This is a genomic window from Exiguobacterium sp. SH0S1, from assembly GCF_004337165.1.
Lineage (GTDB): Bacteria > Bacillota > Bacilli > Exiguobacteriales > Exiguobacteriaceae > Exiguobacterium > Exiguobacterium aurantiacum_A.
The window spans coordinates 164,620-186,638 of sequence record NZ_SJVC01000001.1 but is presented as its reverse complement, the minus strand read 5'-3'; the positions used below and the strand labels follow the sequence as shown (position 1 = coordinate 186,638).

Annotated in this window: 24 protein-coding genes, 1 pseudogene and 1 other annotated feature; of the genes and pseudogenes, 4 read left to right on the top strand and 21 right to left on the bottom strand. The window is 52.6% G+C overall.

The features are described from left to right. Window positions 1-14 precede the first annotated feature (14 nt). The 5 genes from ruvB to EVJ20_RS00900 form a co-directional block, all read right to left on the bottom strand. The gene (ruvB, locus tag EVJ20_RS00920) at window positions 15-1,010 is read right to left on the bottom strand and encodes a Holliday junction branch migration DNA helicase RuvB (protein WP_071399448.1); all 996 of its coding nucleotides are present in this window, start codon (window positions 1,008-1,010) and stop codon (window positions 15-17) included. Window positions 1,011-1,020: 10 nt separating this feature from the next. Then, the gene (gene ruvA / locus EVJ20_RS00915; RefSeq protein WP_070327680.1) at window positions 1,021-1,608 is read right to left on the bottom strand and encodes a Holliday junction branch migration protein RuvA; all 588 of its coding nucleotides are present in this window, start codon (window positions 1,606-1,608) and stop codon (window positions 1,021-1,023) included. Window positions 1,609-1,692: 84 nt separating this feature from the next. After that, on the bottom strand, window positions 1,693-2,772 hold the full coding sequence (gene nadA / locus EVJ20_RS00910; RefSeq protein ID WP_131465463.1) for a quinolinate synthase NadA: 1,080 nt from the start codon (window positions 2,770-2,772) through the stop codon (window positions 1,693-1,695). Beyond that, window positions 2,735-3,604: a carboxylating nicotinate-nucleotide diphosphorylase gene (gene nadC / locus EVJ20_RS00905; protein WP_131465465.1), complete on the bottom strand. Its 870-nt coding sequence runs from the start codon at window positions 3,602-3,604 to the stop codon at window positions 2,735-2,737. Before nadC ends, nadA begins: the two co-directional genes overlap by 38 nt. Further along, window positions 3,558-4,991: an L-aspartate oxidase gene (locus tag EVJ20_RS00900; protein WP_236636143.1), complete on the bottom strand. Its 1,434-nt coding sequence runs from the start codon at window positions 4,989-4,991 to the stop codon at window positions 3,558-3,560. Before EVJ20_RS00900 ends, nadC begins: the two co-directional genes overlap by 47 nt. A gap of 95 nt (window positions 4,992-5,086) precedes the next feature. On the opposite strand from EVJ20_RS00900, the gene EVJ20_RS00895 reads away from it, so the two are divergent. The 4 genes from EVJ20_RS00895 to EVJ20_RS00880 all read left to right on the top strand — a co-directional run bounded on the left by EVJ20_RS00895 (window position 5,087) and on the right by EVJ20_RS00880 (window position 8,324). Beyond that, window positions 5,087-6,217, top strand: a complete 1,131-nt coding sequence (locus EVJ20_RS00895; RefSeq protein WP_236633411.1) for a cysteine desulfurase family protein — start codon at window positions 5,087-5,089, stop codon at window positions 6,215-6,217. Next, on the top strand, window positions 6,195-6,734 hold the full coding sequence (locus EVJ20_RS00890; protein ID WP_131465469.1) for a transcription repressor NadR: 540 nt from the start codon (window positions 6,195-6,197) through the stop codon (window positions 6,732-6,734). Before EVJ20_RS00895 ends, EVJ20_RS00890 begins: the two co-directional genes overlap by 23 nt. A gap of 106 nt (window positions 6,735-6,840) precedes the next feature. Next, window positions 6,841-7,422, top strand: a complete 582-nt coding sequence (locus EVJ20_RS00885) for a DedA family protein (RefSeq protein WP_131443442.1) — start codon at window positions 6,841-6,843, stop codon at window positions 7,420-7,422. A gap of 125 nt (window positions 7,423-7,547) precedes the next feature. Beyond that, the gene (locus EVJ20_RS00880) at window positions 7,548-8,324 is read left to right on the top strand and encodes an NUDIX domain-containing protein (protein ID WP_070327686.1); all 777 of its coding nucleotides are present in this window, start codon (window positions 7,548-7,550) and stop codon (window positions 8,322-8,324) included. 36 nt (window positions 8,325-8,360) lie between these two features. On the opposite strand, the gene EVJ20_RS00875 is transcribed toward EVJ20_RS00880, so the two are convergent. The 16 genes and pseudogenes from EVJ20_RS00875 to EVJ20_RS00795 all read right to left on the bottom strand — a co-directional run bounded on the left by EVJ20_RS00875 (window position 8,361) and on the right by EVJ20_RS00795 (window position 22,015). Further along, a complete protein-coding gene (locus tag EVJ20_RS00875; RefSeq protein WP_328590997.1) occupies window positions 8,361-9,647 on the bottom strand; it encodes a hemolysin family protein in 1,287 nt (428 codons plus the stop codon). A 15-nt stretch (window positions 9,648-9,662) separates the two neighbouring features. Beyond that, window positions 9,663-10,952, bottom strand: a complete 1,290-nt coding sequence (gene obgE / locus EVJ20_RS00870) for a GTPase ObgE (protein WP_131506841.1) — start codon at window positions 10,950-10,952, stop codon at window positions 9,663-9,665. After that, window positions 10,953-11,393 (bottom strand): Spo0B domain-containing protein, encoded by a 441-nt coding sequence (locus EVJ20_RS00865; protein WP_070327689.1) that lies wholly within the window; start codon window positions 11,391-11,393, stop codon window positions 10,953-10,955. A 66-nt stretch (window positions 11,394-11,459) separates the two neighbouring features. Next, window positions 11,460-11,741 carry a 50S ribosomal protein L27 gene (rpmA, locus tag EVJ20_RS00860; RefSeq protein WP_016508537.1) on the bottom strand — a complete coding sequence of 94 codons (282 nt, stop codon included), beginning with the start codon at window positions 11,739-11,741 and terminating at the stop codon, window positions 11,460-11,462. 12 nt (window positions 11,742-11,753) lie between these two features. Continuing rightward, on the bottom strand, window positions 11,754-12,089 hold the full coding sequence (locus EVJ20_RS00855) for a ribosomal-processing cysteine protease Prp (RefSeq protein WP_070327690.1): 336 nt from the start codon (window positions 12,087-12,089) through the stop codon (window positions 11,754-11,756). 5 nt (window positions 12,090-12,094) lie between these two features. Next, the gene (gene rplU, locus EVJ20_RS00850; RefSeq protein ID WP_070327691.1) at window positions 12,095-12,403 is read right to left on the bottom strand and encodes a 50S ribosomal protein L21; all 309 of its coding nucleotides are present in this window, start codon (window positions 12,401-12,403) and stop codon (window positions 12,095-12,097) included. Window positions 12,404-12,418: 15 nt separating this feature from the next. Then, window positions 12,419-12,490 (bottom strand) — a sequence feature (ribosomal protein L21 leader region). A gap of 55 nt (window positions 12,491-12,545) precedes the next feature. Beyond that, window positions 12,546-13,871, bottom strand: a complete 1,326-nt coding sequence (locus EVJ20_RS00845; protein ID WP_131465473.1) for a ribonuclease E/G — start codon at window positions 13,869-13,871, stop codon at window positions 12,546-12,548. Between the two features lie 41 nt (window positions 13,872-13,912). Continuing rightward, window positions 13,913-14,770 (bottom strand): septum site-determining protein MinD, encoded by an 858-nt coding sequence (minD, locus tag EVJ20_RS00840; RefSeq protein ID WP_131468622.1) that lies wholly within the window; start codon window positions 14,768-14,770, stop codon window positions 13,913-13,915. Between the two features lie 5 nt (window positions 14,771-14,775). Then, entirely contained in the window at window positions 14,776-15,444 is a 669-nt protein-coding gene (locus EVJ20_RS00835; protein ID WP_236636142.1) for a septum site-determining protein MinC, read from the bottom strand. Between the two features lie 5 nt (window positions 15,445-15,449). Then, a complete protein-coding gene (gene mreD / locus EVJ20_RS00830; protein ID WP_083274026.1) occupies window positions 15,450-15,944 on the bottom strand; it encodes a rod shape-determining protein MreD in 495 nt (164 codons plus the stop codon). A 1-nt stretch (window position 15,945) separates the two neighbouring features. After that, the gene (mreC, locus tag EVJ20_RS00825; protein ID WP_070327696.1) at window positions 15,946-16,836 is read right to left on the bottom strand and encodes a rod shape-determining protein MreC; all 891 of its coding nucleotides are present in this window, start codon (window positions 16,834-16,836) and stop codon (window positions 15,946-15,948) included. 13 nt (window positions 16,837-16,849) lie between these two features. Then, the gene (locus EVJ20_RS00820; RefSeq protein WP_070327697.1) at window positions 16,850-17,887 is read right to left on the bottom strand and encodes a rod shape-determining protein; all 1,038 of its coding nucleotides are present in this window, start codon (window positions 17,885-17,887) and stop codon (window positions 16,850-16,852) included. Between the two features lie 200 nt (window positions 17,888-18,087). Next, window positions 18,088-18,531 carry a hypothetical protein gene (locus EVJ20_RS00815; protein WP_236636141.1) on the bottom strand — a complete coding sequence of 148 codons (444 nt, stop codon included), beginning with the start codon at window positions 18,529-18,531 and terminating at the stop codon, window positions 18,088-18,090. A 62-nt stretch (window positions 18,532-18,593) separates the two neighbouring features. After that, window positions 18,594-18,746: pseudogene (locus tag EVJ20_RS00810) on the bottom strand (JAB domain-containing protein); the annotation flags it as partial. 133 nt (window positions 18,747-18,879) lie between these two features. Beyond that, window positions 18,880-20,805 carry a group II intron reverse transcriptase/maturase gene (gene ltrA, locus EVJ20_RS00805; RefSeq protein ID WP_442899270.1) on the bottom strand — a complete coding sequence of 642 codons (1,926 nt, stop codon included), beginning with the start codon at window positions 20,803-20,805 and terminating at the stop codon, window positions 18,880-18,882. A 718-nt stretch (window positions 20,806-21,523) separates the two neighbouring features. Continuing rightward, window positions 21,524-22,015 carry a JAB domain-containing protein gene (locus EVJ20_RS00795; protein WP_236636140.1) on the bottom strand — a complete coding sequence of 164 codons (492 nt, stop codon included), beginning with the start codon at window positions 22,013-22,015 and terminating at the stop codon, window positions 21,524-21,526. Window positions 22,016-22,019 lie beyond the last annotated feature (4 nt).

Sequence of the window (22,019 nt, the reverse complement as noted above, 5' to 3'; positions counted from 1 at the left end):
ATATCTTGCATCATTTACTCCTCTTCGTATCCAAAATGCGTCTTAGCGTATTGTGTGATCATGCGTCCTCGCGGTGTCCGCTGGAGGAAGCCTTGTTGTAACAAGTATGGTTCGTAGACGTCCTCGATCGTCTGGGCGTCTTCACCGATTGTCGCGGCGAGCGTTTCGAGCCCGACCGGACCGCCGCCGAACCGTTCGACCATGGCCCGCAAGAGCCGATGGTCGACCTCGTCGAGCCCGAGAGCGTCGACGTGCAGGCGATCGAGCGCACTCGATGCCATGGCTGGGTCGATTTCTTTCGTCCCTTCCACTTGCGCGAAGTCGCGAACCCGACGCAACAGCCGATTGGCGATCCGTGGCGTCCCGCGTGCGCGTTTGGCGATCGCGCCGCTCGCTTCCGGTGAGATCGACAGACGGAACAGCTGGGCCGTCCGGCTGACGATGGCCGCGAGTTCGTGCGCTTCGTAATACTCGAGCTTGAGCGTCACCCCGAAACGGTCACGGAGCGGGGCCGACAACATGCCGGCCCGTGTCGTCGCGCCGACGAGCGTGAACGGTGGCAAGTCGATGCGGACGCTGCGCGCCATCTCGCCTTGTCCGTAGACGATATCAAGGCAGTAGTCTTCCATCGCCGGATACAGGATCTCTTCAATCGTCCGGCTGAGCCGATGGATCTCGTCAATAAACAGGACGTCCCCCGGCTCGAGCGTCGACAGGATCGCTGCTAAGTCACCTGGTCGTTCGATGGCGGGACCGGCTGTCGTCTTGATGCCGACACCCATCTCGTTGGCGATAATTTGCGCGAGCGTCGTCTTCCCTAGACCAGGTGGCCCGTAAAGGAGGACGTGGTCTAGCGTCTCGCTTCGCATTTTTGCCGCTTGGATAAAGACGGATAAGTTCCCTTTCGCCTTCTCTTGTCCGATATACTGCTCGAACCGTTGCGGACGCAGGCTCCACTCTTCAGAGTCTTCATACTGTTGGTGGGATTGTGACAACAATCGTTCGTCCATAGGTTCCTCCTTATTTCAACAACAATTGCAGGGCGCGCTTTATGTAAGCGTCTGTCGTCAATATTTCTGAATTCAGTTCTTTGCGGACACGTGTGATCTCACGTTCCGAATAACCGAGGGCGGCGAGCGCTTCACACGCTTCGTCAAGTTCTGACGAGCCTTGTGCGAACAGGCCTGTGTTCGGCACATAGTCCGGTGCGAGCTCTGACAACTTCCCTTTTAAATCGAGCGCCATTTGTTTGGCCGTCTTCTTGCCGACGCCCGGGAACTTCATCAAGTACTTCTCGTTCTCGGTCTCGATCGCGTCAATCAACGCGTCCATGTCGCCCGAGGCGACGATGGCGAGCGCGCCTTTCGGTCCGATGCCGTTGACGCCGAGCAGTTTATTGAACAGTTCGCGCTCCCGGCGTGACCGGAAACCGTACAGCGTCTGTTGATCTTCTCTGACGTAATGGTGCGTAAACACGATTACATGTTCGTCTTGTTCACGATAAAAAAACGGGTTAGGCACATGTACTTTGTAGCCGACGCCCGAAACATCCAACGTTATATATTCCGCACACACGTAGGCGACGGATCCTTTTACGAATTCAATCACTTTGTTATCTCCTCTTCATAGGAAAACTGCATTCATTGTACCATAGAAAACGCCGTGAAAAAAGGACAGGCGATTGCCTGTCCGTTATCTCGCTAACATCCGCTCGAGGGCGAGCGTTGCCCATTTCGTCGTTTCCTCATCGACACGAATGATGTTGACCGGATCCGTCTCGAGCGACTCGAGCGCCCACAACAGATGCGGCAAATCGATGCGGTTCATCGTCAGACACGGACACATGTACGGGTTGAGGGAGACGATGTCTTGCTCGGGATGCGTCATTGCTAGTCGATTGACCAAGTTCATCTCCGTCCCGACGGCCCACTTCGTCCCCGGAGCGCTCGCCTCGATCTGGTCGATGATGTAGGATGTCGACCCGGCCTCGTCCGCCGCCTGCACGACGTCAAACGTACACTCGGGATGGACGATGATGCGTCGTTCCGGGTCATGCTTCCGCAACGCCTCGATTTGGGCGACATTGAACTTCTCGTGGACCGAACAATGCCCTTTCCAGAGGATGACCCGTACGTCTTCGATGTCGCCCTTGTAGTCGAGACGCTCACGAAGCGGGTCCCAGACGGCCATCGCCGCCAGCGGCACACCGAGATCAAACGCCGTGTTGCGCCCTAGGTGTTGATCTGGCAAGAACATAATCCGTTCGCCAGTCTCGAGTGCCCAACGGACGATGTCGTGTGCGTTTGACGACGTGACGGTCGCACCGCCGTTCTTTCCGACGAACGCCTTGATGGCTGCCGTCGAATTGACATACGTGATCGGGATGATGTCGTCACCGAACAAGTCGGTCAATTCCTCCCAAGCAATCTCGGTCTGGTCGATATCGGCCATATCCGCCATCGAACAACCGGCCCGCATGTCCGGCAAGATGACGAGTTGGTCGTCGCGTGTCAGCATGTCGGCCGTCTCGGCCATGAAATGGACGCCGCAAAAGACAATAAACTCGGCCCCATTCATTTGTTCGGCGAGTCGTGCGAGCTGGAGCGAATCTCCGGTCGCGTCCGCGAACTGGACGACCTCATCCTTTTGATAGTGATGTGCCGGTAGAAACAGCCGGCTGCCGAGCCGTGCTTTAATGGCTTCGATCCGCGCTTCCATCTGTTCGATCGTCATATTAGCGTATTGTGCTGGCATCGTTCCGAGTAACTGCATATTTGACCCCTCCTTTAAGATTTAAGCTGCAATCGAGAGCCGTCACCGAATTCGTCAACTGTCCGACCGAGATGACGTCGACGCCCGTACCGCGGTAGGCGGCGATTGTGTCGACAGTGATCCCACCCGACGCTTCCGTCGTGATGTGGGACGGCACGAGCGCAACCCACGCCTTCAACTCTTCCGGTGACCGGTTATCGAGCATGATGATGTCAGGACTTGCCGCGATCGCCTCACGCAACTGCTCGATCGTCTCGACCTCGACTTCGATCGGTGTCGTATGCCCGTTTTGAGTTCTCGCCGTTTCGATGGCCCGCGTGATGCCCCCGAGTGCCGCAATATGGTTGTCTTTGATCATGACGGCGTCGTCGAGACGCAGCCGATGGTTGTATCCCCCACCACATCGGACGGCGTATTTTTCAAGCATCCGCAGTCCCGGCGTCGTCTTCCGTGTGTCGGTGACCCGGATCGATGGGTCGGCGAGCGCCTCGACACAGCGCCTTGTCAGCGTGGCGATGCCGCACATATGTTGCACAAGGTTGAGCAGTATCCGTTCCGTCTCGAGGATCGTCCGCGTCTTGCCGCGCAAAGCGAACATGACGTCCCCTTTTTTCAAATCCGTCCCATCGTCACGGCACTGTTCGACGACAAGCCGTTGCATCGCCGCGAGTTCCATCACGACGTCAACACCGGAGAAGACCCCGTCCGCCTTGGCGGTGACGACGGCTGTCGCCACGTCGATCGGGTCGATGAGCGCGCTCGAGGCGTCTCCAAATCCGATATCCTCATTTAGAAATTGTGTGAGCTGTTCGCGCAGTAACGTTCTGTTCATGGAACTCCTCCGTTCTCATAAAGGCGCGTGCTAAAATCCGGCCCGCCTCAAGTTGTAATGTTCGTTCTGCCAATTGTCTTGTCACGTGTTTCGTCCGTGCCAGTTGTTGGGTATTTTCTAAGAAACTTCTCATTTCTCCAAACTCAGGCGAGATTGTCAGCCAGTTGCCTAATCGCCGACGATACGCTTGAAACGCCTCCTTCGATAACTCATAAGCGGTCACTTCAGTCACCGTGAACGGCCCTTCTTCAAGTCGCACCGATGCGGCGACCCGTTTTCCGAACACCCAGCATTCAAGTAGTGAATTAGAAGCCAACCGGTTCATCCCGTGAACACCCGTGTCGGCGACTTCACCGACCGCGTAAAGCCCGGCCACACCCGTCGACCCGGTTTCATCGACCCGCACCCCGCCCATATGAAAATGCAGACCCGGCCGGACCGGGATGCGAGCGACGTCGATCCGTTCGGCCTGACACGTCGCCCACAATTTCGGGAACCTTGCCGCAATGTCTTTGACGCGACTCGTATCGAGATAGACCGGGCCGCAGTGACGCGTGAGCACGGCCGCCACTTCATCACGGGGCGCCAGACTGCCTAGCGGATGGTGCCGCATCACGTGACACCCGTCCTCATCGACGAGTTCCGCGCCCTCACCTCGCAGCGCCTCGGTCACGAGGTGCGGCGTCTCGACCGCTAGCAGTGTCGGATGAAACTGGATCTCGGTCAAGTTGGAAAGTTCGGCACCGGCAGCGCTCGCCAAGACGAGTCCATCCCCCGTCACGGCCCGACAGTTCGACGTCCAATCGACGAGCCCGCCGATGCCACCTGTCGCCAAGACGACCGCGCCCGCTTGAATATGGATTCGTTCGTCACCTTGGAAACCGGTCGCACCGACGACTCGGCCGCCCGTTTTTGTCAGTCCGTCGATCAAGACGTGTTCCATCACTTCAACGTTTTGCGGGAGCCGTTCTCGTAACGCGGTCATCACATGACGTCCCGTCTCGTCACCACCGACGTGGTAGATCCGATGTTTCCCGTGGGCACCTTCTCGGCCGATCTTATACCCGGACTCGTCCCGGTCGAACACGACACCGAACCGCTCCATCTCTGAAACGACACCACGGCCGTCCTCGACGAGCGTGATGACCCGGTCCGCTTGCGCCGTCATCTTGGAAGCGACGAGCGTATCGTGTGCGTGATCGAGACTCGACGGCTCCAAATATGAACTCGCAATCCCGCCTTGGGCGAGGTCAGAGTTCGAGGCGGTCACGTCACGTTTTGAGACGAGGAGGATGCGGTACGTCTCCGGCAAATGGAGTGCCACCGTGACCCCGGCCAACCCCGCCCCGATAATCAAAACATCGACTTGTTTTAACTGTAAAGACATCTGTATATCACCTGTATTTCATATGTAATGTTGACTTGTAAACTAGTTTCGCATAATTTTGTGAAGAAGACAACATGAGAAAAGGGGATACTTCGATGAACGGTTACTTTGACTACGCGGCGACACACCCGATGACCCAAGCCGCCCTTGACCATTACGTCGCCATGGCCAAAGGCGTCCCCGGCAATCCCTCGTCGCTTCATACGCATGGGTTCATAGCCGAGGACTATTTGACAGAGGCGCGCCGGCTCGTCAAGCAGGCGCTCGGTCTCGATATGCTGAGAGGGAAGCTGTTGTTTACCGGGAGCGGCTCGGAAAGCAATTACATCGCGCTGACGAGTCTGCGCAAACGCATGAAAGGCAGCGAGGTCATCACGTCCTGGCAAGAGCACGACTCGGTCTCGCTCCTCCTCGACGAGTGGGAAGCTGAAGGTGTGATCGTCCATCGCCTCAAGCTGAAAGACGGCCAGTTCGACCACGACAAGTTCCTCCACTTGCTCGATCGTGATATCGGACTCGTCACGTTTCAGCACGTCAACTCGGACACCGGCTGGATTTTGCCGCTCCATAACATCCTCTGTAAACTTAAATATAAGAAAGTACTGCTCCATATCGACGGAGTACAAGCGCTCGGAAAAATACCGGTCTCGGTCGACGGGATCGACGCTTACTCGTTCAGCGCCCATAAAGTCGGCGGGCCGAAAGGAGTCGGCGGTCTCTATATGGAACGTCTATTGCCTCCACCCTACTACCCGGGTCACCATCAGTACGGCATCCGTCCCGGGACGATTGACGTGCCCGGCATCTCTGCGTTCGTCAAGGCGTTCACCAATCGGCACGAGAATCGGACACGTCACGAAAGAAATTTCTTAGCGTTTCGTGCTATCTTGAAAGAGAAGACATCGTCACATGTTGACTGGCTCGAGTTCGACGACCAAAGTCCGGCCATCCTCTCATTCGTCTCGGACAAACGGGACGGCCAATGGTGGATGACCGAACTCGACGCACTCGGCTTCCAAGTGTCGGCCGGCTCGGCTTGCCGGGCCGGTCAAAACGGACCGAACCGCATGCTCGAATCACTCGGCTATGAGACGAGCGCCTGCCACGGGCTCGTCCGGATTTCCTTCGGCGAACAGACAACCGCCGAAGCCACGGCGGCACTCGCCGATGCCATCGTCACTTTAGCAAGGAGAGTTGAACACCATGAACAAACGTTTAGCCGGTGAAGAACGCCGGCGCACTTTATTGGAATTGATTGAAGCGAGTACGGAACCGATCACCGGTTCCGAGCTCGCCCGCCGCGTCGCGGTCAGCCGCCAAGTCATCGTCCAAGACTTGTCGCTCTTGAAGGCGAAAGGCCACCAAATCGTCGCGACCGCCCGCGGCTATGTCTATCTACCCGGCGAGGCATCACCGTCCGCCTACACACGAAAAATCGTCTGTCGGCACGAAGCCGAGGACATGGAAGCCGAGATGAACGCCATCGTCGACGAAGGTGTCACGATTCGTGACGTCATCATCGATCACCCCGTCTACGGGTCGCTGACTGGTCAGTTGATGGTGAAGAGCCGGCGCGACGTCCGGGCCTTCCTCGAACGCGTCGAGGCCAACCAGGCTGCCCCACTGTCCCATTTGACGGGTGGGCTGCACATTCACACGCTCGAAGCCGACAGTGCGGAAGCGATCGATGCCGCCGTCTCTGAACTTGAGCGCCTCGGCGTGCTCGTTTCCGAACTCGACTAAAAGATGTCACGCCTTTGTGACATCTTTTCTTTTGCTTTCCTAGTTTGTCCGTTATACTGATGGATGGAACAAATTCCCTACTACGTATTGAAAGGAGTGATCTGTCATGTGGCACTTCCTCGAGCAACTCTTGGCCGGATGCGGCGTCTTCAGTATCCCGCTCGGCATCTTCATCCAAGTCATCCCAAACGAGCTCGTCCTCGCATACGGCGGTTATCTCGTCGGTTCCCTTGACGCGTCATTCCTGTTCATCTTTTTGCTCGCTTGGTCGGCTTTCGTCGTGACCCAGGTCGCATTGTATGGGATTGGCCGCTACGGCGGACGACCGGTCGCCCTGCGATTGTATCGCTCGTTTCGGATCAAGCAGGAGAAACAGCTTCAAGCCGAGTCGTGGTTTGAGAAGTACGGGGCGTGGATCGTCTGCCTCAGCGTGATTTGGCGTCAATTGTTCGCCATCAGCGCCGGCGTGATGCGGTTGTCGTTCCGTAAATTCCTGACGATGACAACGATCGTCTTCGCGATCTGGTCGTTCGTCTTCGTCAAAGTCGGCATGATGCTCGGCAGTAATTGGCGATATATCGGCGAATACACACACGGCCTGTTTCCTTATATCGGGCTCGGCATCGGCATCTTCTTTGTCGCCCGCTATATCCGCTCACATCCGAACTTCATGAAAAAGTCAGCCTGAACAAAAGTTCGGGCTGACTTTTTTTAAATAGAGGGTAAACTGATACGTATGGCGAATACGTCATAGTGAGGAAATCAATCTATTTCTAAAGCACAGAGACAGCAACCGTCAAAGGAGGAATTTTCATGTTCCATCGTCGAAAAACGTATACGATCCGTCCCGAACGCTTGCAAGAATTCACTGAGTTTTTCCATACATACCTGTATCCGATTCAGGTATCGCACGGCGCACGGCTCGTCGGCCGTTGGGTGACCGAGGACCAAACCGAGGTCATGGCACTTTGGGAATACCGCGACCGTGAGCACTATGAACAAGTCGAACGCGATTACCGCTCGAGCGCACTCCGTCGCGAGGCGATGAAGAAGCGGGCCCGTCTCGGGAAAGACTTGTACATCAAGTCGAGCGAAGAGTTCATGATGCCGACCGGGCACTACACCCCGCCGCGCACGATCGTCTCCGTGACCGCCTACATCACGAACGATGACGGCGAGGTGCTGCTCGTCAAAAACACGCACCGGAGCGACACGTACGAGATGCCGGGCGGACAGGTCGAAGAACACGAATCGATCATCGATGCGATCCATCGTGAAGTGAAAGAAGAGACCGGGGCCGACATCGAGATCGACGGCATCATCGGGATCTATCAAAACGTGTCGTCACGCGTCCTCTGCGTCTCGTTCCATGGGCGTTACGTCTCGGGCGACCTTCGTCCGCAAGCAGGCGAGACACACGAGGTAGGCTTCTTCCCGATCGATGCGTCGAACGTGTCGGACTACATCAAACGTGACCACTTCCAGATGCGTCTCATTGATGCGATCGACCCGACGTACATCCCGCACGCAATCTATAAGGTTCGTCCTTACGAGTTGCTCGAGCGCGTCGAGCGCCACCATACCGTCTAAACAAAAAGGAGATCGCCACGTGGCGATCTCCTTTTCTTATGCCTGTTCAGCCGATTCGGATTGACTCGTTTCGACTAACAGTTTGCGAATGCGTCGTTTTTCGACGTGGAGAACGGTGAACGTCATGTCGTCATACGTGACACGCGCACCTTTCTCTGGGATGTCGCCGAGCAGCTCGACGATCCAACCACCCATTGTGTTGGCATCTACTTCAGGTTCTTTAATCCCCATCTCGTCAGCGAACTGATCGACGTCCATGTCGGCCATACACTCGTATACGCCGTCTCGAAGCCGTCTCAAGTAGACGATCGATTCGTCGTGCTCGTCCCAAATATCGCCGACGAGCTCTTCAAGCATATCCTCGAGCGTGATGAGACCAGCCGTCCCACCAAACTCATCGAGGACGACAGCCATGTGTGATTGTTTTTGCTGCAGAATTGGAAGCAGTTCGATCAATTTTGTCTGTGGTGACACGTACGTGAGCGGACGGATGAGTGAACGGATATCCGTCACTTCATCTCGCATCATCGAGCGAAGGAAGTCACGTTCCGACAACACCCCGATGACGTTGTCGATCGAGTCTTTATACACCGGGAGACGAGAATGCCCCCCGCTAAAGATCGTGTCTTTGACCTCTTCGAGCGTATCGTCGATATCGACGGCGAGGATGTCGATCCGCGGCGTCAACACGTCATCGACGGTGATGTCGTTGAAAGAGAAGGCGCTATGCACCAGTTCGGCTTCTTTCTCACCGAGGACTCCTTCTTCTTCACCCATATCGACGAGCACTTTCAACTCTTCTTCCGTCACCGACGGTTCTTTGTCGGCCATCCCGATCATGCGAAGCGTCAAGCGCTTGAGACCTGTAAAGATCATCGTGACCGGCTTCAGGATTTTAACAAGGAACAACAAGATTCCGCTGATCAAAAGTGAATACTTTTCAGCGAATTCTTTGGCGAGTGATTTCGGCAAGATCTCACCGAAGATCAAGATGACAACGGTCGTCGCGAACGTCGAGACAATCAAGCCGGTTCCACCCGAGAAGATACTCGTGGCGATCGCCGTCGAAACGGTCGCGGCACCAATGTTGACGATGTTGTTCCCGACGAGGATCGTCGAGAGCGTATCGTCAAACCGGTCGACGAGGTGGAGGACGCGTTTGGCGCCCTTGTCCCCGTCTTCACTCATCCGGATCATCCGGACGCGGTTCACGCTCGAGAGCGCGGTCTCTGCTGAAGAGAAGAAAGCTGACAAAAATACTAGAACTGCATAAAGAATTAAACTAGACGAGGGCACAGGGTCCACGTTTACTTCACACTCCATTTCCTATTTAAAAGATTATTCGACAAATTCGAATTCAAAGTCAGAGATCGCAACGACGTCGCCATCTTGAGCACCTAGCTTACGAAGGTCCTCATCGACGCCCATTTGACGCATCTGACGGGCGAATCGTTTGATCGAGTCATCGTGATCGAAGTTCGTCATCTTGAATAGCTTCTCGATGCGTGGCCCCGTGATCACGAAGCGTTGGTACTCATCGACATGAATCTGATACCCTTTCTCTTCCTTCTCGTAACGATAGACGACACGTGGTGTGGCTGTTTTCGCTTCGAGCTCTTCGAGTGGGAATTCAGGTGTCGCGTCGACGAGATTAGCTACTTCGATGAGCAAGTTGCGAAGTCCTTCTTTCGCGAGTGCCGAGATCGGGAAGACTTTGACGTCATCGCCGACTTTCTGTTGGAACTCTTTAAGAAGTTCTGGCGCATCCGGCATATCCATCTTGTTGGCGACGACAATCTGTGGACGCTCGAGGAGACGTAAATTGTACGACTCGAGCTCACGGTTGATCGTCGTGTAGTCTTCAAACGGGTCACGTCCTTCGATCCCACTCATATCGATCATATGGACGATGACTTTCGTCCGTTCGATATGACGCAAGAACTGGTGACCGAGACCGATGCCTTGGCTCGCACCTTCGATAAGTCCAGGAAGGTCGGCCATGACGAAGTCACGGTCGTCAGCTGTTTTAACGACACCGAGGTTCGGTGTGATCGTCGTGAAGTGGTACGCTCCGATTTTCGGACGTGCCGATGAGACGACCGACAAGAGCGTCGATTTCCCGACTGACGGGAATCCGACGAGACCGACGTCGGCGAGGAGTTTCAGTTCAAGACGCAACTCGCGCTCTTGGCCCGGTTCCCCGTTTTCAGCGATTTCTGGTGCCGGGTTCGACGGTGTCGCAAATCGACAGTTTCCGCGTCCACCGCGGCCGCCTTTAGCGATCGTGGCCCGTTGGCCGTGCTCGGTAAGGTCGGCAATGACAGTATCCGTCACTGAATCGAAGACGATTGTGCCTGGCGGGACTTTGACGACGAGCGGCTTCGCTTTACGTCCGTGCATCCCTTTCGACATTCCTTTTTCACCGTTATAGGCGATGAACTTCTTCGAGAAGCGGAAATCAACGAGCGTCCGTAATCCTTCTTCTACTTCAAAGACGACGTCGCCACCGTGACCACCGTCACCACCTGCTGGTCCACCGTCTGGAACATACTTCTCGCGACGGAACGCGACCATTCCTTTACCACCGTCTCCAGCTTTTACAAAAATATTCACCTGATCGACAAACATTTAATTCCCTCCTTTTAAACGAAACGTAGAACATTCTACAGTCTGTTCGTGCACTTCGTCTGACGTGAACACATCTCCCGGCACGTTGCCGAAGACGCGAACCGCCAGTCCGTCCGTGAACGTCACATGAATCGGTCCATCCGTTCCTGACAGAAGACGGACAAGTTTATCCGCCACGCGTGCGTCGTCCAACGACGCACGGTCGGTCGATACCTTATAGGTCAACCGCCCTTCCCAATTCGCCTGTATGATGACGAGACTAGTCGCCGGCATATTTAAGCGAACGAGCGCACTCTCCTCGTCGGCGTGCTGACGATAACGTTCGTACAGCTCCTCGAGTCTATCAGGCTCGAGCGCCGCATACAAGGAGATCATCTGAAGCCGATTCATCCATTCGTGACGGACGGTCGATAATAATTTCAGCGTTGCCTGTGAGTCCATTTGATCCTCTCCTAGTAAAAAAGACTCTAACCAAATAAGTGGCTAGAGTCTTTTGCGTGGTTCTACTTACGCAACTGGGTAAACGCTCACTTGTTTCTTGTCGCGACCAAGACGCTCGAAGCGTACTACGCCGTCAACTTTAGCAAACAATGTGTCGTCGCCACCACGGCCGACGTTTTCACCTGGGTGAATTTTCGTACCGCGTTGACGGTAGAGAATCGATCCAGCTGAAACTGTCTGTCCGTCAGCGCGTTTAGCGCCGAGGCGTTTCGAAATCGAGTCACGACCGTTTTTAGTCGATCCAACTCCTTTTTTCGATGCGAAGAACTGAAGGTTCAATTGTAACATGAGGTCCACCTCCTATTGTTCAATTTGGATATAATCACCGTAACTTTGGGCGATCGTGTCTAGTTGCACGAGCATCCCTTCTAATAACAGCTGGGTGCGAGTCATATCCTGCGGTGATAGTTCAGGATATGTCTCGACATAAAAGTAACCACCCTCTGTTTTGTCTGCCATTTCTACAAGAAGCGACTGGCCTGCGAGTACCTCAACAGCGTTATACGCCCCAAAAATGATAGCGGAAACGCCGGCACACACTAAGTCAGAACCGGGTTCAGCAAAGTTGGCGTGACCTGTCACTTCGACGGAACGAATCGACTTCGTCTCGTCTCGTCTGACCGTTACTTGAATCATAGAAATTACGCTTCGATTTTCTCGATGCGAACTTTCGTGTAAGGCTGACGGTGACCTTGCTTACGACGGTAGTTTTTCTTAGCTTTCATTTTGAAGACAGTGATCTTTTTCGCGCGACCGTGTTTAACGACAGTTGCTACTACTTTAGCGCCCTCTACGAATGGAGCTCCGACTTTAACATCGTCACCACCAACGAAAAGAACTTCACCGAATTCTACAGTACCCTCGACATCAGCATCGAGTTTTTCGATGTAGATCTCTTGACCTGCTTCAACTTTGATTTGCTTACCACCAGTTTTGATGATTGCGTACATATACGTGCACCTCCTTATTAAACTCAGACTCGCCATCCAGGGCAGGGCGAAACCGTTTCAACCCGTTCTGTGCGGTTGTAGCCATTTGGGTGCTTCCAAACGAACTAACGTTATAGATATTACCACTCTCGCGCGAAGCTTGTCAATGACGAGATACGAAGTTCTCACATTCCTCGAGTGTACCATGAAAAGCGACGTCGGGCTCTCCTTCTATAAAGAACACATGAAGACCTGACGCGTCCCAGGCCCCGTCTTGCCACTTCGAAGGAAGCGACAGTACGACCGCCTCCTGTTTTCCGTCTAGCTCCATGAGCGTGCGCTCAAGCCGTGAGAACACGGCCAGCTTCGACGGTGCACCGTTATACGTCATCCGGTCTTGAATCGAACGTCCGGTCCGCTCGCGCGATAGTTCGAACAGTCCCATCCGTGTGAAGCCGTACACTTCGACACGACGTGGGTCACGGGCCCCGAGTTCTTTCATTCGTTTCAAAAGTCGGTCTTGTCCATCTTTTGACCCGCGTAAAAAGTCGATGACGACCATGCCGCCGATATTGCGTAGGCGGAGCTGTTCCATAACCGCATACAGTGCCGCCTCATTGATCGTGTCGGCGGCGCGCCCTTTATCTTTGACGGCGACGTTCTTGCCGCTGTTGACGTCGATGACGGTCATCGTCTCGACTTGTTCGACCAAGACGTAAGACCCGCCTTCGAGCCAGACGACACGGTTCTCGAGCTTCTCGATCGCTGTGTCTAAACGCGCGGCTTCTTTCATCCGGCCTTTGCCGACGTGGCGTTCGACCGGGACGTCGAGCCGCTTCAAACGTTCTTGCGCCTCTTTATCGTTCAACAGTACCGACTCGACCGAATGGCGCCGGACGAACTGCTCACAGAGCAGTTCGTCTTGACCGCGGCGCGCCGTCTCGACGTCAGTAGCCCGGGCCCGCAACAAGGCCAGCTCCTCGCGAAGCGCCTCGGGACTGGCTTGTCCTGATTCGGTCCGGAACAACACACCTTCCGCCTCATTGAGCGTGAACACTTTCGATAACCGGTCCTGCGTAGCGAGGTCGAGCTTACGGCTGAACAACTGGCGCCGTCCATACGGGAAGTAGACGAGATAGCGCCCTCCGAACCGAATGTTCTCGGTCACTTTGTGGTGCTTGCCCCCGATGCCCTCTTTCGTCACTTGGACGAGACGTTTCTCCCCGACGACGGCCGCCTGACCGATGCCCAGTACTTCCGGGTAGACAGCGAGCGCCCGGAGCGTCTCGGCGATCGGCAAGAAAAACGTCGTCTCGCCGTTGACGAGGAAGGCGGCGCCGAGTGACGGATGGATCCGCTCGATCGCAGCTTCAAGGATCGTCCCGACCGAGAGCTGGTCGACAAAGCGCTCCTCGACTTCAAGCAGACGCTCGCCGTCGACGAGCATGGCCCGCTCGATCGACGGGGTCCGTTCATAGATGAGTTTCATACGAGCACTCCTTTCGACACAAAAAGGCAACTTTCGTTGCCTTAGGCTTTTTTCATTCCAAACTTCAATAGCAATCGTGCCCAAAATCCGGTCGGTTGTTGGTCCGTCTGGATGGACATGAGCGGCACCGACTCACCGAGAATACGGCGCGTGATGTTGCGATACGCTTGTCCGGCGTTATTGTCCGGGTTCATCGTCACCGGGACACCTCGGTTTGCCGCGGCGATGACTTCTTCATCATCGACGACGACGCCGAGCAGGTCGATCGACAGGATGCGCATGATGTCATCGATGTCGAGCATGTCGCCCGATGCGACGAGATGATTCTTCACGCGGTTGACGATGAGTTTAGGCGGCGCGACGTGTTCCGCTTGTTCGAGCATACCGATGATGCGGTCCGCGTCTTGGACGGCCGCCTTCTCAGGCGTCGTCACGACGATAGCCTCGTCGGCGCCGGCGATGGCGTTCATGAACCCTTGCTCGATACCGGCCGGGCAGTCGATCAAGACGAAATCATATTCCGTCTTCAACTGGTCGATGATCTCTTTGACTTGCTCCGGTTGGACCGACGTCTTGTCTTTTGACTGGGCCGCCGGCAGCAGATACATCTCTTCAAACCGTTTGTCACGGACGAGCGCTTGGGGCAACTTGCACTGCCCGTTGATGACGTCGACGAGGTTATAGATGCTCCGGTTGTCGAGTCCTAGGATGATATCCAAGTTCCGTAGACCGATGTCCGTATCGACGAGACAGACCGAGTGTCCGGACAATGCGAGACCCGTCCCGAGGTTAGCGGTCGTCGTCGTCTTGCCGACGCCACCTTTCCCCGACGTCACGACGATGGCCCGACCTTTCTTCACTTCTTTTGCTGTATGTACAGGCTCTACTACTTGCTCCATCAAACTCACCCTCTCTGTAATTCCATTGCATATGCGTCTTTAAGCCCTGACATGACTTGGCGGAGACGCGTCATTTCAATGCCATGATTCGTCTGATACGCGCAGCCCATCTCGATCTCTGGCATCTCGGTATCGTCGTCTGGCGTGAGCACGTGCTCACCGATCGCTAGAAACAGCGGATGCAACAGACTTGCGGTAATGACTGCGTCCTCCCATCCTTCGACACCGGCCCGGACATTTCCTCGTATCGTGCCTAAACAATAGATACTTCCTGTCGCCCGAACTTCAGACCCCGGATTGACGTCGCCGATAATGAGCACCGAACCCTCAAATGAGAGCACTTGCCCGCTGCGGATCGTCCCGCTATGATAATGGAACGTCTTTTTCCCGTAAGTCGCTTTCGCCTCTTCGGTCAACATGACCTCGCTCGACAGCTCCTCGATATAAAAAACGCCATGACGAGCAACGACTTCACGAATTTGACGTGACAGCTCCTCGTCCAAATAACGAGTACCCGCGTGCAACTTGAGTGCAATCTCCCCAGAGGGCGGCTCCATTTCTTGTAACGTGGCCTCAAGCTCTCCGAGCACCTCATCGACGCCACTCCGTGGATTGAAGTGGATTGCAATACCGTTGCGATGTCCTTTTATCGTAATGTGTCGTTTACGCTCCATCATGGCTACCCTCTTTTCGCTACAGGGCGCACCGCCACGTATCGCGTCATCGGATAATAAAGAATCGCGATGGCGATCACATTGACGACGAGCGTCCCTGGAATCTGTTCAACTAATAGTGTTTGTATGGTCATGGTCGTCCCACCGACCGCTGCCATGATACCGTATATCCCGAAGGAGAAGACGAGGATCATGAACGTGAACGTGATGACGACCGAGAAGAAGTTCTCACCTATATATTTTAACACGAAGCTGACTAAGAGAGGAATGAGTGAAAAAGTAAATAAGTAAATTCCGAGCAAGTCGGTGTAGACGATGTCATACAACAACCCGAATACGAGACCGAATCCGAGTGCCGACTCAAACCGGCCATACAAACCGACGTACATTAACCCAATCAACGTCAAATACACGAACGGCGTCGCGTAGTGCCATGAAAAGATGGCAGCCCATGTCCCTTCAATAAGAAAGAGGAGGAACAGGGCGATGAACACTTTCATGTTACTCACCCGCTGCTCCTCCTTCCTCGGGACCCGTCAAAAACGGTTCGTCTAGCGTTCGATCGATGACAAACATTTGCGAGAACTCGTTGAAGTCCGCCTCTGGCGTGATGCGGGCAACTTGAGACACACCATATTCATCGGTCTCGATCGACTTCACCTTACCGATGACGAGACCGGCCGGATAACGTCCGCCGAGCCCTGACGTCGAGACGATCTCGCCTTCTTTCAACTTGACGCTGTTCGAAACCTTTGTGAAAAAGAGTTCGTTCGTCTCGCTGTCGAAGCCGTCGATCGTTCCGTACGCCGCCTTACCGTCCGCATCTTTGACGACCGCCGAGACGTTGTTCGTCCGGTTGTTGTCGCTCAGGAGCTGAACTTGTGACGTATAGGCGCTCGTTTGAATGACGCGTCCGACCATGCCGCCAGCGGCCGTCACGGCCATGCCTTTTTCAACGCCGCGTTCTTGCCCGACGTTGATCGTCACATAGCGCTGCCAGTCGTTCGGCGTGCGCCCGATGACCTCGGCCGGAATCAAATCAAAGTCACGGAGCGAGCTTTCGCCCGCCTCGACCATTTGACGCAACTCCTCGTTCTCACGGCGCAGGTCGTCAGCTTCGACGGACACTTCGGCGTATTTCGTCAAATGTTGCTTCAATTCACGGTTCTCTTCATAAATTTCACGGACGTTCGAAATCGAGGACACGGTACTATCCATCCAGCCGATCGGCACCGTGAACACCCGTTGGAACGTTCCGACCACATCACGCGTGACGTCTTGGTACCAGGCAGATTCCGACCGTCCTCGAATCGAAACCCCTAAAATGACGAGAAATAAGATGATACCGATCAGCGTGATGATGAGCTTTTTATTGCGTACAAACCGGCTCATCGTTTAACACCTTTCATCGGCGTGACGAGATGCCTGATTTTGAACGGAGGACGTCCATCATTTCAAGAGATTTTCCAGTCCCGATCGCAACGCAATCGAGCGGTTCATCCGCAATGAGTGTCGGGATGTGCGTCTCATCAGAGATAACACCGTCCAAGTTTTTAAGGAGCGCGCCGCCGCCTGTCAGGACGATGCCGCGGTCCATGACGTCGGCTGCGAGTTCTGGAGGTGTTTGTTCGAGCGTTTGTTTCACACCGGCTAGAATCGCGTCTACCGTGTCTGAAAGCGCCTCGCACACTTCAACTGCCCCTACTTCGATCTGTTTCGGAAGACCGGTCACGAGGTCGCGTCCGCGGATCTCCATCGTTTCGTTTTCGTTCGACTCGTCGATGCGGGCCGAACCGATTTCCATCTTGAGCGCTTCTGACGTACGTTCCCCGATCATGAGGTTGTATTTGTTTTTAATGTAACGAATAATGGCGTCGTCCATTTCGTCACCACCGACACGGATCGACTGGCTTGTCACGATGCCGCCGAGTGAGATCACTGCGACTTCGGTCGTACCGCCACCGATATCGACGACCATCGAGCCTGTTGGTTCCCAAACTGGGAGACCGGCGCCGATTGCTGCCGCGAACGGTTCTTCAATCGTGTACGCTTCGCGAGCGCCTGCTTGCTTGGCCGCATCTTCAACCGCACGTTTTTCAACTGACGTGATGCCACTTGGCACACAGATCATGACGTTCGTCTTCGATGAGAACAACCCGCTCTTCGATTTTTGTGCTTGCTCCATGAAATATTTGATCATCGTTGCAGTCGTTTCGAAGTCAGCGATAACCCCATCTTTCATCGGACGGCGTGCCGTGACGTTCCCCGGCGTACGTCCAATCATATCTTTGGCCTGATTACCTACGGCCTCAATTCTACCTGTATCTGTACGGAACGCCACTACGGACGGTTCACGAACAACGATTCCTTGACCTTTTACATAAACGAGCGTATTTGCCGTTCCAAGGTCGATTCCGATTTCTCGGTTAAAACTACGAAACATACGTACTGCCCCTCTCCTGATTACACTAATTATTATTATAACGGAAAAATCATGTTTGAAAACGTTCAATCGATTACAGGTTATTTACAATCCCCTTCATCTCAGTCCTGTTCCACCGTATATTAGTGTGCCTGCTTTTCAAAAAAAACGCAAATCAAAAAGCAGACGTCTGAAGGCGTCTGCTTAGATGAACCGATCATTTAAAGACCGGGTTGGAGCGGCAGCAACAGCATTGCCGCGTAAAAGACGACCGAAAAGATGAGGATCGGCCGAAAGAAACGGGACGGTCGCTCGCGCGTCGCACCCGCCAAAAAGCTCGCCATCGTCGCGGTGAACAAATAAATCCCGACGTAAACGAAGATGAGTTGCGGGATGACACGCCACACTTGACTGTCTCCTGACGCATTTACCCAGGCGATGAACAGACCGATGTAGACGATGAGCGACACAATTCCGACACCGACGCCGACGAGCGGCGGGTAGCGGTCAAGCCAATGCCCGTCTTTTGAAAACTGTTGAAATAGCGCCATACTCACAAAGACGAACAACGCGAAAACGACGAGCGACAACGCGAACGGCTCGAGCGGAACAAAACTCGCGGCTAGCGCGATTCCAATCATAACAATCCAAACTAGTTTCTCCATACGAACACCTCGTCCGTTAGTATACCAAACTTCAAGAGGGATATGGGAAACGTCTCCTAATTTCACCCGTTCATATACCCACGTTGCTTCATACTGACATAATGATCCTCACCGATAATGACGTGGTCGAGGCAAGCGATCCCGACGATGTTGCCCGCTTCGACCAAGCGCTCCGACACTTCGATGTCTTCCCGGCTCGGCGTCGCGTCCCCGCTCGATAGCGATAGGTAGGGCTTTGAAGTTACCTCCGCCTTTTCCCCCGCTTCACACCGTGCGTGCAACTTTCATCGCACACGGCGTTCCATCGAATGTCTATTTATTTCATTTTCCTCAATCTTGTTTCAATTATTAGTAATCCCCATTTGTAATTGCTTTGTTCCCAATCAGTAGACGCAGTTTGTTTATCTTAACCAACTGTTCCTTATTTAAGTTGAGTGGCCTGATATATTTCTGGATAATTTCGCTTTCTGTTGAATGTACTAGCCGATGGACATCCCTAGTTATTAGCACTAGGTTGGAGTAGCTGTCGTCTTTTGTGACATTCCATAACGTCTTATGATGGCAGTCCATTTCAGTCAGAATTAATTCTTCCCCAGTTACCGCACACATACCATTTTGAGCAATGAAAAGTGAAATTCGATTGTCATTAAACTCTACTGATGCTCGTCCGTTTGCGACTGGGTGTTTCCTAATCCATTGCACTTTCCAGTCCGGGACAGCTTTTTGTTCCTGATGCATCAATTCCCGTCCTTCTTTGGTGAATTTATTTACACCATTTTTAGGCATTAACGCATTTTTTGTTTTGACAAATCCAATTGGTATGATGGGATACCCATTAATATATCTGGTCATTTTTGATTTTAAATAAGGCTTAATTCCTTTGTCTTTGATTGGATAGTTAGATGTTTTCTTAAGCGAAAATTGTTTCAACCTATTACGTTCAACTAACGTCAGTTGGTATTGTATTGGCATCAGACTTTCATTTACCTGTGTTGCGATTTGGTAATAGTTATGAATGCCAATAACCATACTATTGTAGATCTGAGCGTTTTTGATTAGGTCAGTTCCACTTGGAGCTTTTTGCATAAGTTTGATTTGGTCTTTGAGTTGCTTTTTAATCCTCGTTCGTGCTTTTTCTGCTATATGGGACTGACAGACAAACTTTTTACGTCCAAAACGGTCGGTTCCTTTACGTTCCATCTTCAATTCAAACCCAAGAAATTCACTGCTTTTCTTTTTCAGGTTTGTGATTTGAGATTTCTCTTCGGAAATCGGAAGATTTAGCCGTTCTTCCAACCACATTCTACTAGCCATAAATATTTTATTGGCGTTGGAGCGTGTTGTCGTAAAAATTTTAAAGTCGTCAGCATAGCGTACAATGTACATTTCTTTCAGTTTAGAAGTTTTACGCAATTGCTCATATCTATATTGATGACTATACAGTCCCGTTTTCTTTACAAGGTGGTCATTAATGTTTCGACATTTCTTACTTTCCCATTGATTCGCAATCCACCAGTCAAATTCATTTAGGTTGATATTAGCTAATAACGGAGAAAGTATGCCACCTTGCAGGGTTCCCTTTTTCGGATAAACAATTTTACCGTCTGGTAGGACAACTGGAGCTTTAAGCATCTTCCGAATAATAACTAGTAACTGCTTATCTCGGATGCCCATAGTCCATATTTGTTGCATTAGTTTTGAATGTTTTACTTCATCAAAGAAACCTTGAAGATCAACATCCACAACATATTGCATTTTGTTATTGTTAATCCGTCCTGCACAAGCAGAAATTGCATTCTCGGCAGATTTGGTTGGTCGGAAACCGAAACTGTATTTATAGAATTTAGCTTCACATATCGGTTCTAAAACTTGTAAGATACATTGTTGTGCTATTCTATCCCACATAGAAGGTATTCCTAACGGTCTGATTTTTCCATTAGGTTTTGGAATTTCCACCCGTTTAACTTTTCGAGGATTATAATGTACGAATCGTTTCTTTACAATGGCAATGAACTCGTTAGTACTCAGTTTTTCGATATCATTGATTGTAACTTTGTCTTCACCTGCCGTAGCACTTCCGTTATTTCGCTTAATATTACGGTAAGCGAGTAGAATGTTATCGTCTGAAGTAATAATCGACATTAGATTCGTAAATTGTTTGCTTTCTTTACTTTCTGCAAAAAGCTTATCTAACGTTTCGGTCATTCCATAATATTCAGCATGGCGTAACCGTGTGTTCTTCATTCTTGGGATTTTCTTATAATTTTCTTTCAAGGTTTATCACGCTCCAAACTGGACTCGTGACCTTTTTAGTCATACGAGAATCCTTGAGGTGATTGAGTTGAAATAAATAAATATTAATATACATTCGACTAGTGGCTATTGCTCGGCTCTCATTACAAGAACTTCAACGCTCATGCCACTACTCTCACTACCGTTAAAGGAAGTTATGGACGAATCCTTTCCTTCCTACCACTTCATCGAGTGTGTACTCTCCATGTCGGTAGCTTTCCACGTTCCCTTCACTCTATCCATATCTTAACTTAGGTGCTAGCTCTTGCCTGACGTCCTCTCCACCGCCTATAACGGTGCATGGAGCTTTCGAAACCACCATAGGTACTCGCCCACGGAACGTACTTGATTCTTTCATCAAGCCCACTCATTTCTGAGTTCTCCACTTACAGACATTTCATTCGCTAGTTCGTCAGTGTTTTACCACATTCTCACCATATTAAGCTTTTTACGACTCCCGACCTATCAGTTGTACCAACCACCTCTGGTTAGCTTTCGGTTACTAAAATTAGCACTACGACAACTTTCAGCCGACTTTACCGAGCTTCACACAATATCCGTATACACATTTGAATATTGCATGTCGGAGTATTAGAGTAGGCACTTCAAGGCGTTACCCTATCATTTTACCTATCGAGTGAAGAGTTCACGACTCTCTTCCAGTCTTTTGACTTTCAGACAGCGTGCGTAACCTTTTCAGTTACGAACGTGTCGCACGATGGTTATGCACAGCAATAAAACACGCTGCCGACAGCTTGAGCGCTTCGCGGAAGACGTCGCGCGGATGAACAATCGACGAATTCAACCCGCCGACGAACAACGTCTTGCGCGCGATCAATTGATTTTTCGTGTTTAAGTACAAACAGACGAAATGTTCTTGATTAAGTAGCCGGAGCTCATCACGCAGCAGCTCGTACGCGTCCTGCGGCGACCGGATCGTCGGCGACTCCACTTTCGGCTCCTCGACGTAACGGATGCCGATCGTGAACGCCGCGAGCAACTGCTCGGCTTTCTTCTTCGTCATCCCTTCAATTTGACAGAGGTCGTGCACGGACGCCTGTGACAGCGCCCGAAGCGTCGGATACACATCTGACAACCGCCGGGCCGTCGCCTGCGGGTCCCCGCCCCGTCCACCGATTTGAAGCAGTCTGGCAATAGCGGATTCAACACTTCGGTCGAGCACCATAGTCATTCCT